Consider the following 13,588-nt stretch of genomic DNA (forward strand, 5'->3'; position numbering starts at 1 on the left):
CCGCGGGCCGGGCCTCCTTGCGTGCCGCGCTACTTCAGGTACGGACCCGCCGCCCCGACCTTCCCCGGTGCGGCGTTGCGGCCGCCGAGGTCCAGGACGTAGACCCGCATGTTGCCCTTGCCGGGGGCTGCCACGCTCAGCTTTCCGTCCGCAACCACCTTGGTGTCACCGGTGACGGCGTCCCGGTAGGTGCCGTTGGGAATCCCGGTGTACGTGGCCGCGCCGGTGACCGTCACCAGGGCGAAGCTGTCGACTCCGCTCGCGGCGTCGGTGTAGCGCCGCTTGTACGCCATCTCCCCGGTGATGCCCTCGGTGGAGTACTGGCCCATCTGCAGGGCCGGCACCGCACGGCGGATCTCGTTGAGCCGCTGGACGTGCTTGACCAGCGGCTTGCTCAGTGTGTTCGCGACCTCGCCGGTGGCCGACGAGACCTTGCCGAAGTCGGAAGCCTCGACCGTGCCCGCGACGTGGTCGCCGTAGTAGGCGCGGCCGGTGGTCGCCAGCGGGCAGCTGGGCCCGCAGTCGATCTTCTTGCCGGCCTGGAACTCGATCTCCGATCCGTAGTACAGGGTCGGGATGCCGCGGAACGTCCACATCAGGGCCATGTTCTCGGCCCAGGCGTCGGTGCCGCCCGGATAGCGCTCACTGCTCTTGTTGGGGCCGTAGTCGTGACTGTCCACGTAGACGACGTTGTACGTGGCGTCGTTGTAGCTGTCGTCCGAGTCCCTGCCGTTGTTGTACGCGTTGTTGGCGTCCCCGAAGTTCATGTGCATCCGCATGTCGATGACGTTCATGCCGGAGAACTTGCTGTGGTCGGGTGTGTGATATGCGTTCCCGTCGAGGAAGGCGTTGGCGGACGTCGGCTGCGCCCCGGTGCCCAGCTTCTCCTCGTAGTCGTACATCTCCAGTGCGGCCTTGGTGTCGTCGGCGTTGTACTCCTTGCGCTCCTTCCAGGTGAAGAACTGCGCGGAGTGGTTGACCGAGCCGCGGTTCCACTTGTCGTTGACGAACGCGCCCACCTCACCGAAGACGAAGAAGTTCTTCGCCGCCTCCACGCCGAACTGCTGGGTGACGCGCTCCTGGATCGCCGGCAGGAACCGGCGGTTCCAGGTGGTGCGTGGAATGTGGACGGCGCTGTCGATCCGGAAGCCGTCGACGCCCATGTCGATGTACTTGTTGTACGCCCCGATCAGGTAGTTCTGGACGGGTGCCGACTCGGTGTTGAAGTCGGCCAGGTCGTCGTGCAGCCAGCAGGAGCGCGAGTCCTCGCCCTCCCAGTTCCCCAGCCAGCAGTTGTGGTAGTACACCTTCGGGAACATGCCCGAAGTCGGGTTCGACCACTGGCAGTTGTAGATCCGGTAGCCCTCCGGGGAGGTGTACTGAGTGGGCTTCCCCCAGTCCACGCAGGTGTTGCCGGCCGGCTCCGCGGTCGACCACAGGTCGCCGTTGTAGTACGACTTGCCGGTCTTGGGGTCGATGGTCAGACCGTCGTACTCGAAGCCCTCCTGCTTCTCGTCGTAGTACCAGCTCCACTGGTCGTCCCGCACCCCGTAGACGGTCGGCGTGTACAGGCCCTTGGCGCCCCAGCGTGAGGAGTGGTTGTAGACGACGTCCTGGTAGATCTTCATGCCCTTGGCGTGCGCGGCGTTGATCAGGTCCTGGTACGAGGCACCCGCCGATTCGAGCCGGGGGTCGACCTTGTAGAAGTCGTAGCCGTGATAGCCGTGGTAGTCGTAGTCGGACCGGTTCAGGACCACCGGAGTGATCCAGATCGCGGAGAACCCGAGGCCCTTGACGTAGTCGAGCTTGTTGACCAGGCCCTTGAAGTCCCCCCGGAACATGGGGTCGTTATTGGCGGCGTTTCCGGACTTCACGTCCTGGTTGCCGCCTCTGTTGTTGCTCGTGTCCCCGTCGTTGAAGCGGGCGGTGAGGACGAAGTAGATCGGGTCCTTGCGCGGGTCGGTGCCCAGCGGCTTGCCGGCTGCCGGAGTCGCGGGCCTGGTTCCCGTCGTCGCCTTGGCGGCGGCCGAGGGCGCCGAGGTGTTGCCCGCCGCGTCGACCGCCCTGACGGTGTAGCTGTATGCCGTCCTCTCCTCAAGGTTGGCGTCCGAGAAGACGGTCGAGCCGACGTCGCTCACCATCGTGCCCTTGCTGCCGCCGGTGCGGGTGACCTGATACTTCGTCACCCCTCGGTTGTCGCGTGACGGTTCCCAGGTGAGGACGACGGATACGCCGTCCGCGTCGGCCTTCACGGCGGCCGGGACGGTGGGTGCCTCGGTGTCCGGCGGTTCGGCGACGCACGGGTCCGCGGCGTCCTTGGTGACCTTCCGGTCCTTGACCGTGGTGACACCTGCCGGGATGCGGTAGTCGCTGCCGTTGTTGTTGTCCCAGACCCCGTTGCCGTTGTTGAACGCGGCCTGCATCTCCGTTGCGGCGCCGAGGTCGACCGACCGCTTGACCCAGCCGGTGCAGGCGGCTTCCATACCGACGCCCGGCACGGTGGTCCAGGAGCCGCCGGCGGGCCGGTAGTGCAGGTTGGTGGTGCTCCAGCCGACGGTCGTGGTCGAGTAGTAGACCGTCGAGTCGTTCCCCGTACCCGTCCCGGGGTCCGGGCCGGGTACGGCGCACGGGTCGCTGTGCGCCACCACGCCGTCCTTGACGGTGATGGTGCCGGTCCCCAGCGCGTAGTTCTTCCCGGAGTTGTTGTCCCAGACGCCCGATCCGTTGTTGAAGGTGGCGGCCAGCCCCGATGAACTGCCCAGCGGAACGGTCTTCTTGACCCAGTCCGTGCAGGCGGCCTCCATGCGCACACCGGGCACGGCCGTCCAGGAGCCGCCGTCGGGCGCGTAGTGAAGGTTGTACGCGGACCAGTCACGGGTCTTGGTGTAGTAGAAGACCGTGGCCGTGTTCTCGCCGGCCGCCACGGGTACGGCTGACGACGCCTCCGCGGGGTCGGGTACGGCGGTGAACAGGCTCAGCAGCCCGACAGCGGTCGCCGCCGCGGCCAGGGGGCGTCTGAGCCGCAGGTGGGGGGAGCGTTTCATTCGTCTCTCCAGGGGAGTGCGACGGCCTCCCGGGCCGCCGCAGCCAACAGCGGGGTGCCCATCGAGCACCCGCGGGTCCCGCCGGAGAACCCGGACGCGCCTCGGGGTTCGGGCGAGCAGTGCATCCGACAGCAAGGGCTGTCTGAATTTTGCTGCAATATCTTGCGGTCAGGAAGTTACCTGCGCATGACAGGTGCGTAAAGGGCCCGGACGGCGCAGGTTGTCCGGGCTCCCGCGGCGACCGGTGACACCCCGTCCGGGAATGACGGAGTGCGCCGGGCCGTTTCGGTGTTCATGACCTTCTTTGTGGACGTGACCGTGCGGGGCTACGAACTCGACACGCAGGGCCATCTGAACCAGGCCGTCTATCTCCAGTACGCGGAGCACGCGCGCTGGGAGTTGCTGCGGGCCGCCGGGCTGCCCCAGGAGAAGCTGCTGGCCGACGGCGTGGGGCCCGTCGCGCTCGAGGTCACGGTGAAGTTCCTGAAGGAGCTGCGGGGTGGTGAACGGGTGCGGGTGTCCTGCCGGTTCGACTACGGGAAGGGCAAGACCTTCACGGTCGCGCAGCAGATCCTCAAGGAGGACGGCACAGTGGCGGCGGACGTCACGGGTGTCGCGGGCATCCTCGACCTGTCGACCCGCAGGCTGATCCCTGATCCGGGCGGCCGTCTCGCCTCGCTGGCCAAGGACCCGGAGCTGCTGAGCGGCTGACGGGGGTTCGGCATCCGAGTACCGGGCCCTGCCGGGGCCGCAATCCCTTGACCTCTTTTCCTTGACCTCGTACTTGCCCGGATCTCTTCACCGGGTGTGGCCCGGGTGCGTAAAGTGCGAGCGGCTTCGGCGCCGTGCGCGCCTGGCAGCCCCGGCCGCGCGGATGGCGCGACCGGGGGGCCCCGCTGCTCGCCCGGCTCTCGCTGTCGTTGTTCGGCGTCTCGGAGGCGGGTCTGCGACTGTGGCCCGCGCTGGCTGCCGCCGGCACGGTGGTCGTGGGCGGGCTGACCGCGCGGGAGTTCGGCGGCGCACGGCGGGCGCAGCTGCTCGCCGCGATCGCGACGGGCACCATGCCCGTGCTGCTGAGTAGCGGGCACGTCGCCAACACGACGTCGTACGAAGTGCTGGCGTGGGCGGCGATCGCGTTCACGGTCACGCGGATCGGCCGTACCGGCGACACCCGGTGGTGGCTCGCCGGGGGAGCGCTGGTCGGCATCGGCGCGGAATTCAATCACCTCGCGGCGATCTTCGGGGCCGTCCTGCTGGCCGTTGCCCTGCTCGGTCCGGCCCGCCGGACCGTGGCCGACCGCCGGCTGCTCGCGGGCGCGGCGATCGCCGTGCTGCTCGTGCTGCCCGATCTGTGGTGGCAGGCGCGGCACGGCTGGGCCATGTTCGAGATGACGCGGGCACTGAACGCGGAGCACGGCGGCCCGGGAAACATCGTCACCTGGATCGTGGGGCAGCTCAGCATGTCCTGTCTGGTGATGACGTTGTTGTGGGTGGCAGGCCTGAGGTTCCTGTGGCGGTCCGGCCGACCGCTGTGGCGATGCCTGGCGATCACGTACGCCGTGCTGTTCGTGTTGTTCGCCGTGACGACCGGAGCCCAGGTGTACTACCTGGGCGGGCTGTACGTGTGCCTGCTGGCGGCCGGGGCGGTGGGCCTCGACGACTGGCTGTACTCCCGCCCCGAACGGCTGCGCGCCCTGCTGGCCGGAACGGCCGTCTCGGCCACGCTGTCCGCCGTGATCGTGCTGCCGGTGCTGCCGTCCTAAGGCGTGGCCTGGACGTACGGCATCAGCGCGACGTCGGGGGAGACCCTGGGCTGGCCCCAACTGGTCGGCACCGTACAGCAGGTATGGACCGGGCTCCCGTCCGATCAGCGTGCGAACACGGTGATCTTCGCGGCGGACTACAGCGAGGCCGGCGCCATCAACGAACTGGGCCGGAGCGCCGGACTGCCCACCGCTGCGGGTGCGCAGAACACCGACTGGTGGTGGGGCGCCGGCAACCCGGACGCCACGACCGTGGTGGCCGTCGCCCCCGGCCCCGCATACGCCCCCGGGTACACCGCCCACCTGCGCCGGTACTTCCGGCACGTCCGCGTGGCCGCCACCCTCTCCACCCCCGGCGGCGTGCACAACATCGAATCGGGAGGGCACGTCTACATCTGCACCGGCCCCCGCCGTCCCTGGGGCGCGATGTGGCCCGAGCTGCGCAACTACGCGTGACGGCTCACCGCCGCCTCGTGTGCCCGTCTCCTGGTGTGACCGGCGTCAAGCTACGACGGATCTCGTATTATGGGGACTCCGGACGAAGCGACGATGCGGAGCCACCGTGACCCCTGCCAGTGCCACAGAAGCGGCCGTCGGCGCCCGCACGCTGGCCCACCCGGCACGTGACGAGATCAGGATCGAGTCGGTGCTGCACGCGCTCTCCGACCCGGTGCGGCTGTGCGTGGTGCGTGAACTGGCCGCCGCGGACGAGGAACTCACCTGTTCCCGGTTCGATCTGCCGGTGACCAAGTCGACCACCACGCACCACTTCCGGGTGCTGCGCGAGAGCGGCATCGTCCAGCAGATCTACCGGGGCACCGCCAAGATGAACGGGCTGCGCCGCGAGGACCTGGAGGCGCTGTTCCCCGGACTGCTGGATCGCGTGCTCGAAGCCGCGAACCGGCAGGCGGACCGGCTCGGCGAGGGCTGACCGCTCCGGCGAGGGCTGACCGGTTCGTGTGAGGCGGCCGGCCGCGCCACCGCCGGGTGGGCCCCTACGCGAGGCCGTCGCCCCGGGCCGCGTCCATCAGTCCCGGCCAGTCCGGGATCTTCACCGGCCCGCGGCCGAGCGACCGTCCCAGGGCCGCCTCCGCCCGTTCGATCGACAGCCAGCCGTCCCACTCCACCGGCCGCAGCCCGTACGCCCGCAGCGCGGCCACCGGATCCGGTGCCGACGGGCGTCCGGCGAGCAGCGGGGCGTCCTCGGCCAAGGAGGCGACCGTCTCCTTGGCGCACGACCGGTTCGACCCGATGACCCCGGTCGGGCCCCGCTTGATCCACCCCGCGACGTACTGCCCGGGCGACGGGGCCGCGCCCCGCAGCACCCGGCCGGCCAGGTGGGGCACCGTCCCGCGCACCGGGTCGAAGGGCAGACCGGGCAAGGGCATCCCTCGGTAGCCGACCGCCCGCAGTACGAGCTGCGCGTCGATCTCCTCGAACGTACCGGTGTCCCGCACGCCGCCGGTGCCGTCCGGTGCCGTACGGGCGAACCGCACACCGGCCACCCGCCCCCGGCGCTCAAGGAGCGCGACCGGGCGCAGGTAGAACCGCAGCCCGATGGTTCGGGCCGGTGTCCGTCCGTCGGCAGAGACGTCCGCGGCCCACCCGCGCAGCACGTCGAGGTTCCGCCGCACCATCGCGGGGAGCGCCGGGGAGCCCGGTGCCGTACCGGCGTACGCCGGGTCCAGGACGAGCTCCGCCGGGTCCACGGTGATCCGTGCCCCGGGAAGCGCGCCGAGTTCCCGGAGCTCCTTGGTGGTGAACCTGGCCTGCGAGGGTCCCCGTCTGCCCGCCATGTGAATCTCACGCACCCGGCTGCCGGCCAGGGCGCCGAGCGCGGGCTCCGGCACATCGGTGGGCCGCAGTTCATCGGCGCCCCGCGCGAGGATCCGCGCCACGTCGACGGCGACATTGCCGATCCCGATCACCACGACGGAACGGGCCTGGAGCGCGAAACGGCCGGCGGCCGCATCGGGGTGAGCGCTGTACCAGGAGACGAAGTCGGTCGCCGAGTGGCTGCCGGGCAGCTCCTCCCCGGGGATGCCCAGCGGGCGGTCCGTGGCCGCCCCGACGCAGTAGACCACCGCCTGGTACAGCCCGCCGAGCTGCTCCGGCGACACCCCGTCCCCGCCCACCGGGACATTGCCGACGAAGGTGACCCGGTCGTGCTCCAGGACGGCCCGCAGGCTCTGCTGGAGCGATTTGATCTTCTCGTGGTCCGGGGCGACGCCGTACCGCACCAGGCCGTACGGACAGGGCAGCCGGTCCAGGACGTGCACCCGCACACCGGGCAGCAGGGGGTGGGCGACCAGTGCCTGGGCGGCGTAGATCCCGCTGGGGCCGGAGCCGACGACGGCGACGCGTTGCACGGCGCACCTCTTCCCTGAGGGTGCCTCCAGCATCGCACCGGCGGCGCCCGGCGGGGGAGAGGTGCGCCGGGTGTTTCGTCAGGAGGGGAGAGAGCGCATCCGGCTGATCTCGGTGGTCTGCTGGGCGACGACGTCGTCGGCCATCTCCTCGACCTGGACGTTGTTCCCCTCCGAGAGCACCTCGGTTGCCATGCTGACCGCACCCTGGTGGTGGGTGATCATGCGCTTGAGGAACAGCTGGTCGAAGGCCTTGCCCTTCGCGGCCCGGAGCTGTTCCAGCTGGGCGGCGGTGGCCATGCCGGGCATGGCGCCGTGGTCATGGCCGTCGGCCTGCTCCGTCCGGCCGTGGCGGCTGAGCCAGCCCTTCATCGCGCCGATCTCGGGCTGCTGGGCCGCGGTGATGCGCTCGGCGAGCCGCTTGACCGCGGCCGAGCCGGAGCGGGAGGGGACCAGACGGGTCAGTACCAGTGCCTGGGCATGGTGCTGGATCATCATCCGGACGTAGCGGACGTCCGCCGAGTTGGGGGTGTCCACCCCGGCGGCGGCCTTCGCGGCCTCCGAGGCCGAGAGCGTACGTGCCGGCTCCCCCGGCTTTCCGGGGGCCACGACCGAACTGCCCCCGCCCGCCCGGTCCTCCGGGCCGTTGTCACCGCCGCTCCCGTCGCATCCGCCCGAGGTGAGCACGGCTGCGGTGACGGCGGCGGCGAGGGCGGTTCCGCGGAACCGCCGGGACTGACGACGAATCAACAAAGCGACCTCCGTTGATACATGGGTGGTTGCGCTCTGTCCTAGCACGTCAACGCACAGCTGTGATCAGAAACTTTCATTACGTCTCTGTTGCCATCTGTTGAGATGCCCATGGCAAGGACGATACTGCCGGAGTCCGTGAACCGGTCAACCACATTCGGATCCATGGGAGGACGCAGTGACCTCGTTGCACACCACCCCGGTGCGGCGCAGACGTCTGGGCGTGGCGGCTGCCGCCGCCGGGCTCTTCGCCACTCTGCTGATGGCCGGACCCGCGGCCGCGACACCCGACCCGGGTGACTCGGCCGCGACCCGAACCGAAGTCTCCACGCGCCAGGAGGCGGAGGCGACCGCCGCGATCAAGAGCGGTGAGGTACCCGGCGTGGACGAGATCGTCCACAGCCCCAACATCACCCATCTCGCCAACGTCCCGAAGGACGCGCTCCAGGGGCTGAACACGGACCTGGCCTTCCAGGGGAAGTACGCCTACGCCGGGAACTACGACGGCTTCAGGATCTTCGACATCAGCAATCCGAAGTCGCCGAAGACGGTCGCCCAGGTCCTGTGCCCCGGATCGCAGAACGACATCTCCGTCTCCGGGAACCTGCTCTTCCTGTCGACCGACTCCTCGCGCAGCGACAACTCGTGTGCCAGCACCACCCAGCCCGCCACGGAGAAGTCCTCCTGGGAGGGCATGAAAGTCTTCGACATCAGCGACAAGCGCAATCCGAAGTACGTCGCCGCCGTCGAGACCGCGTGCGGATCGCACACCCACACGCTCGTCCCCGAGCGCAAGAACGTGTATGTGTACGTCTCCTCGTACTCGCCGAGTGAGGCGTTCCCGGACTGCCGGCCGCCGCATGACGGCATCTCCGTCATCAAGGTGCCGCGCCAGGCACCCGAGAAGGCCCGCGTCGTGAACTTCCCGGTGCTCTTCCCCGACGGCGGGAACCCGGGCGCGCCCACGAACCCGGGCGTGTCCAAGACCACCGGCTGCCACGACATCACCGTGCTGCCCTCCAAGGACCTGGCCGCCGGTGCGTGCATGGGAGACGGTCTGCTGTTCTCCATCAAGGACCCGGAGAACCCGAAGATCATCGACCGGGTGCAGGACAACGTGAACTTCGCGTTCTGGCACTCGGCGACGTTCAACCAGCGCGCGGACAAGGTCGTCTTCACCGATGAGCTGGGCGGTGGCAGCGCGGCCACCTGCAACGAGGAGATCGGCCCGAAGCGCGGTGCCGACGGCATCTACGACATCGTCGGCAGGGGCGACCACCGTAAGCTGGTCTTCCGCAGCTACTTCAAGATCGACCGCCCGCAGGCCGACACCGAGGTCTGCGTCGCCCACAACGGTTCGATCATTCCGGTCAAGGGCCGTGACCTGATGGTCCAGGCCTGGTACCAGGGCGGAGTCTCGGTCTGGGACTTCACCGACTCGTCGAAGCCGAAGGAGATCGGCTTCTTCGAGCGCGGTCCCGTCAGCACGGATGAGGTCACCACGGCCGGTCCCTGGTCGGCGTACTACTACAACGGCTACATCTACTCCAACGACATCGCCAAGGGCTTCGACGTCCTGAGGATCGACGACCGGCGCACTGATCCGGCGAAGCGGGTGCGCACGGACGAGCTCAATGTCCAGACGCAGCCGGACTACTTCGACCGCTGATCCGACGGCTGGACCGCCGCAGGGCGGGACGGCCTGCCCGCCCCGACCGTCACACGGTCCCGCCGGGGGTTCCTCACCCGGCGGGACCGGCGTGCCCCGCGAAGCCCGGCCCGCCGGGGGTGACCGCTGGTTCCGGCGACGCGGAGGACCGCCGGAGCCAGACGTCTCAGGCCGCCTCGTACAGGTGCGCCCGACCGCCCCGCCACTCGACCCACTCGGGGCTGTCCAGAATCCGCTCGGGGTCGTCCAGCCCCGCGCCCTCCAGGAACACGATCACATCGTGATCGGAGTGCGCGAGGCCGAGTATCTGGACCCGCCCGTCGCGCTGCACGGTGACGCGTCGCCCGCCTGAGGGGGACGGACGGAAGATCACGATCGGGGGAGAAGTCATGCCTCCAGGGTGCGACGCGCCGAAGGCCGCCGCACAGCGAACCGGAAACCCGGCCCCGGAGCCGATCAGCCAGGCGTGCGGAGGGCGAGCGCGGCCGCCCCGCCGGACAGCGGTCAGGCTGCGGACCGGGAGCCGCCGCCCGTGGCCGCGGCCCATTCGACCAGCAAGCGCTGGTACTCCTCCTCGTCCTCCGGGGACAGGCGTCCGCCCGAGCGCTGCCACAGATGGCGAATGTCTTCATTCACCGCTGAGGCGGAACGCACGGAACCGGACGGGTACGGAGTCGGGGCCATACCTACCAGGCTAAGGCCCCCATGTGACAATCAGACCCATTGGGCGCAAGGGACATCTCTCACATGTTCCTCAGGCAACCCCGGGCACCAATCCGAGCTCCCGTAGCCCGTACGGCCGCTCGGCCAGCGGTGCGTGCTCCACGAACCGCACCTCGCAGCCCAGTGCGGCGGCTCCGGCGTCCGCGTGCCGGTCGTCGCCGACCATCACCACATCCGTCGGATGCTGTCCCAGAAGTGTGCAGGCCGTGTGGAAGAGCTGTGCGTCCGGCTTCTGGATGCCGTGCTCGAAGGACAGCACGTACGCGTCCACGAAGGCGTCCAGGCCGTGCGCCCGGAAGACCGGCCGCAGATCCCAGCCGATGTTGCTGACCACGCCGATCCGGACACCACTGCCGGCCAGCGCGCCCAGCACCTCGGCCGCGTCCGGATACGGACACCAGGCTTCCGGGGTCCGGTGCCGTTCGTACAGCGCGTCGTACAGCCCGGGATCAGGCAGCGCGACCTGGCGGGCCAGACCGGTGTACGCGGCCCGGTGCCGGTGCACGCTCTCGTCACGGCAGGCCCAGTCCTCCGCCAGGGCTTCCGGCACCCGCTGCGGACTGGGTCCGCCCGGCAGCGCGCAGGCGGCCTCCAGCTCCCGTGCGTACCGGTCGAAGTCGGCCTCTTCCACGCTCACCCCCCGCACGGCGCAGGCCGCGGCGAGCCAGGACCGGACGGACTCGATCCGGAACAGCGTCCCGGAGAAGTCGAAGAGCACACCCTTGATCGGCATGGCCAGATCCTCGCCGATGTGCTGACAACGCCGCAAGGATGCCTGTTCAGACGTCGCGCGAACGCTGTTCACGCGACTCGTACCGTTCGAATCCCGCGACCGCGAACGCGACCAGCGCGGCCCCCAGCAGCCACCCGCCCAGCACATCGGACGGCCAGTGCACGCCCAGGTAGAGCCGGGTGACACCCACCCCGAGCACCGAGACCCACGCCGCCACCAGGGCCGCCCGCCACATCCGGGGTCCGGCGCCGTGCCGGCGCAGCAGCCACAGCAGCAGTCCGCAGCTCACCATGGCCGTCAGCGCGTGCCCGGACGGGAACGCCGCGTAGTGGGCGGAGTCCACCGGGTCCGGCCACTGGGGACGCTCCCGGCCGACCGCGGCCTTGATCCCCTGCTGCAAGAGGCTGGAGAACAGGCTCGTCGCCGCCACCCAGCCCGCGAGCGGCCGGGCGCCGCGCCACCACAGGGCCACCACGGCGACGGCGATCAGAGCGCGCATCGTCCAGGGGTCCCACAGCCAGTCCGTCAGCACCCGGTTGACGTGGACGAGGCCGGGCTCCGTCACCGCCCGCCGGTGCAACGCGTCGGCGACCGTACGGTCCAGGCTCATCAGCGGTGACCACCGCGCGGCGACCAGGACCAGCAGCGTCAGGGAGAGGGCCGCACAGACGGTCCCGGTCCGCAGGGCCTGCCGGGAGGTGCGGATACGGTCCGGACGGGAGAGGAGCTGGGAGTGGTGCATGGAGAGATCCTCTCCGACGCGAGGTGCGTGGGGCCATCCCCGTGCTCCGGTCCCGGAGGGTGTGTTCCGCCGGCCGGGGGCGCTGTCCCGCTAACCCAGGGCGCTGATCGCCGGAACGAGCGCGACCAGCAGCGGAACCGCCGGTACGAGCGCGGCCGCCGCGGTCAGCCGCAGCCGGCGGCCCGCGGTGAGCCGCCCCGCAGGCGCCAGCAGCCGGTCGACCCGAAGCGGCACCTGCGCGTCCGGTGTCGGGGACGGGCCGAACACGCCCCGGTCCTCGTTGAGTTCGACCAGCGCCAGGGCGATCGTCAGCCGGCCGAAGCGGCGTGACGCCACATCGTCGGCGGCCAGCTCGACGAGCCGGTACATCTCGCCGCGAAACGCCGCGAACACCGGCACCTGCGGAAACCCGGACGCCAGCGCGGCGGAGCAGTTCAGCAGCCAGTCGTGGCGCGCCTTCGCGTGCCCCTGCTCATGCGCGAGCACCGCATTCAGCTGACGGCCCTTCAGCCTGCCCAGCGCGGCGGTGGTGATGACCAGTTGAGGTGCCGCGCCCGGCAGCCACCAGGCATCGGGCCGTTCCCCCTCCAGTACCACCAGCCGTTCGCTGCCGGGCTCCTCGCCGGGCATCAGCGGGGAGCGCACCAGGAGTTCGGCCCGCCGCCGCCTGCGACGCAGCTGCGCCCGGTGGATCTCCCGGGTCAGCATCGCGGCCGTCCACACACCGCCCAGTGCCAGCAGCACGGCCATCACGGCCGACCAGGGCCCGTATGCCGCAAGGGCGTAAGCCTCGACGACGGCGTGCGGCGCGGGCGCGAAGACATGGCCGCGCACCGCCTGCCAGGCCGCGGCCGCGCTGAACGTCATGGACAGTGCGAAGGAGAGCAGCACACCGGCCACCACGCACTGCCACACCCACAGCGCCACGACGGGCTCGCGCTCCGGCCATTCGGCCCGCGCCATCAGCCGCGGGGTCACGACGGCGGCCAGTGCACCGAGCAGCAGCAGCGCGAGGGAGACCAACATGGCGTCACCTTATGAGGGGCACGGCACGCACGGGTATGGCTGTGCTCGCCAAGTGACGTACGCCACGGTTTGCCGGGTCAGCTGTCTCACAGAGTGAGCAGCATCGCGAACATCGATATCCCCATGGTCAGACGGCAGGCCAGCGCCAGCTCCGGCCGGCCGGCCCAGCCGGCCGACGGCGGTCCGCCCGCCACGGCCCCGCCGCCGCTCGTCATCGCGGCCACCGGGATCAGCCGGGCGCCCGAGTGCAGTACATAGGCGGCGTAGTAGGCGAGGAGCAGTCCGGTCAGCAGTGGTACGCCCCCGGCCGCCGCCATGGTGTGCGATCCGTGCCCGCCGTGCGCCGCCCCGCCGGGACCCGCCATCACGACGGCCATGTAGACCATCGCCGACGAGCCGACCAGATGGTGCAGATGGTGACCGCTGCGGCGGGAGAACCACAGGGCGCGCAACGCGGCGACGCCGAACAGCGCCGCGTACACGGCCCATCCCCACGCGGGCGGGGCGAGGACGGCCGCGGGCACCGCCATCGCGGCCATCCCGAAGCCCATCACGGCCTCCGCACGCGCCGTCCTGCGCTCCTCCCCGGTCCCGCTGCGGGTACGCAGCAGGCAGTACGCGCCTGTCAGAGCGCACAACGCCATCAGCAGCCAGCCGGACATCGCCGGACCATGCACAGCGGACCTCCCCCGGGCGAACGACATCGCCGTCGCCTAGTCGATGCCCGGGGCCGGACGCCTGTACGCGGCGCACTGGAGTACTGGGGGAGCGC

The 13,588-nt window shown here is 70.3% G+C and carries 14 protein-coding genes; 5 read left to right on the plus strand and 9 right to left on the minus strand.

Features of this window, described 5'->3' with window-relative positions:
- Window positions 1-29: 29 nt before the first annotated feature.
- Window positions 30-3,044 (minus strand): carbohydrate binding domain-containing protein, encoded by a 3,015-nt coding sequence (locus OG322_RS34920; protein ID WP_329307433.1) that lies wholly within the window; start codon window positions 3,042-3,044, stop codon window positions 30-32.
- A gap of 294 nt (window positions 3,045-3,338) precedes the next feature.
- Between OG322_RS34920 and OG322_RS34925 the strand changes: the two genes are divergently transcribed.
- From OG322_RS34925 to OG322_RS34940, 4 genes are all read left to right on the plus strand, one after another.
- Window positions 3,339-3,755: an acyl-CoA thioesterase gene (locus OG322_RS34925; RefSeq protein ID WP_123467523.1), complete on the plus strand. Its 417-nt coding sequence runs from the start codon at window positions 3,339-3,341 to the stop codon at window positions 3,753-3,755.
- A gap of 134 nt (window positions 3,756-3,889) precedes the next feature.
- On the plus strand, window positions 3,890-4,807 hold the full coding sequence (locus tag OG322_RS34930) for a glycosyltransferase family 39 protein (protein ID WP_329307434.1): 918 nt from the start codon (window positions 3,890-3,892) through the stop codon (window positions 4,805-4,807).
- A 3-nt stretch (window positions 4,808-4,810) separates the two neighbouring features.
- Entirely contained in the window at window positions 4,811-5,263 is a 453-nt protein-coding gene (locus tag OG322_RS34935) for a hypothetical protein (RefSeq protein ID WP_329307435.1), read from the plus strand.
- A 106-nt stretch (window positions 5,264-5,369) separates the two neighbouring features.
- The gene (locus OG322_RS34940) at window positions 5,370-5,738 is read left to right on the plus strand and encodes an ArsR/SmtB family transcription factor (RefSeq protein WP_123467519.1); all 369 of its coding nucleotides are present in this window, start codon (window positions 5,370-5,372) and stop codon (window positions 5,736-5,738) included.
- Window positions 5,739-5,802: 64 nt separating this feature from the next.
- On the opposite strand, the gene OG322_RS34945 is transcribed toward OG322_RS34940, so the two are convergent.
- Entirely contained in the window at window positions 5,803-7,176 is a 1,374-nt protein-coding gene (locus OG322_RS34945) for an FAD-dependent oxidoreductase (protein ID WP_123467517.1), read from the minus strand.
- A gap of 78 nt (window positions 7,177-7,254) precedes the next feature.
- Window positions 7,255-7,926, minus strand: a complete 672-nt coding sequence (locus OG322_RS34950; protein WP_123467515.1) for a DUF305 domain-containing protein — start codon at window positions 7,924-7,926, stop codon at window positions 7,255-7,257.
- A 175-nt stretch (window positions 7,927-8,101) separates the two neighbouring features.
- Here OG322_RS34950 and OG322_RS34955 point away from each other — a divergent pair, with 175 nt between their 5' ends.
- A complete protein-coding gene (locus OG322_RS34955) occupies window positions 8,102-9,592 on the plus strand; it encodes an LVIVD repeat-containing protein (protein ID WP_123467513.1) in 1,491 nt (496 codons plus the stop codon).
- Between the two features lie 166 nt (window positions 9,593-9,758).
- Here the strand turns inward: OG322_RS34955 and OG322_RS34960 are convergent, their stop codons facing one another.
- From OG322_RS34960 to OG322_RS34985, 6 genes are all read right to left on the minus strand, one after another.
- Window positions 9,759-9,983 carry a hypothetical protein gene (locus OG322_RS34960; protein ID WP_123467511.1) on the minus strand — a complete coding sequence of 75 codons (225 nt, stop codon included), beginning with the start codon at window positions 9,981-9,983 and terminating at the stop codon, window positions 9,759-9,761.
- A 113-nt stretch (window positions 9,984-10,096) separates the two neighbouring features.
- Window positions 10,097-10,276 (minus strand): hypothetical protein, encoded by a 180-nt coding sequence (locus OG322_RS34965; protein ID WP_123467509.1) that lies wholly within the window; start codon window positions 10,274-10,276, stop codon window positions 10,097-10,099.
- Between the two features lie 70 nt (window positions 10,277-10,346).
- Window positions 10,347-11,048, minus strand: coding sequence for an HAD family hydrolase (locus OG322_RS34970; RefSeq protein ID WP_123467507.1), 702 nt, complete (start codon window positions 11,046-11,048; stop codon window positions 10,347-10,349).
- A 46-nt stretch (window positions 11,049-11,094) separates the two neighbouring features.
- Entirely contained in the window at window positions 11,095-11,790 is a 696-nt protein-coding gene (locus tag OG322_RS34975) for a phosphatase PAP2 family protein (protein WP_123467505.1), read from the minus strand.
- A gap of 90 nt (window positions 11,791-11,880) precedes the next feature.
- Window positions 11,881-12,816, minus strand: coding sequence for a M56 family metallopeptidase (locus OG322_RS34980; protein ID WP_329307436.1), 936 nt, complete (start codon window positions 12,814-12,816; stop codon window positions 11,881-11,883).
- 86 nt (window positions 12,817-12,902) lie between these two features.
- A complete protein-coding gene (locus tag OG322_RS34985) occupies window positions 12,903-13,493 on the minus strand; it encodes a DUF5134 domain-containing protein (RefSeq protein WP_123467501.1) in 591 nt (196 codons plus the stop codon).
- Window positions 13,494-13,588: the final 95 nt, after the last annotated feature.

Source organism: Streptomyces sp. NBC_01260, from assembly GCF_036226405.1.
GTDB lineage: Bacteria > Actinomycetota > Actinomycetes > Streptomycetales > Streptomycetaceae > Streptomyces > Streptomyces laculatispora.

What these genes read in the sequence shown, in the direction of transcription:
- OG322_RS34975 (WP_123467505.1), bottom strand. Translation starts at nt 11,790, where the DNA reads ATGCACCACTCCCAGCTCCTCTCCCGTCCGGACCGTATCCGCACCTCC.
- OG322_RS34965 (WP_123467509.1), bottom strand. Translation starts at nt 10,276, where the DNA reads ATGGCCCCGACTCCGTACCCGTCCGGTTCCGTGCGTTCCGCCTCAGCG.
- OG322_RS34925 (WP_123467523.1), top strand. Translation starts at nt 3,339, where the DNA reads ATGACCTTCTTTGTGGACGTGACCGTGCGGGGCTACGAACTCGACACG.
- OG322_RS34970 (WP_123467507.1), bottom strand. Translation starts at nt 11,048, where the DNA reads ATGCCGATCAAGGGTGTGCTCTTCGACTTCTCCGGGACGCTGTTCCGG.
- OG322_RS34960 (WP_123467511.1), bottom strand. Translation starts at nt 9,983, where the DNA reads ATGACTTCTCCCCCGATCGTGATCTTCCGTCCGTCCCCCTCAGGCGGG.
- OG322_RS34980 (WP_329307436.1), bottom strand. Translation starts at nt 12,816, where the DNA reads ATGTTGGTCTCCCTCGCGCTGCTGCTGCTCGGTGCACTGGCCGCCGTC.
- OG322_RS34920 (WP_329307433.1), bottom strand. Translation starts at nt 3,044, where the DNA reads ATGAAACGCTCCCCCCACCTGCGGCTCAGACGCCCCCTGGCCGCGGCG.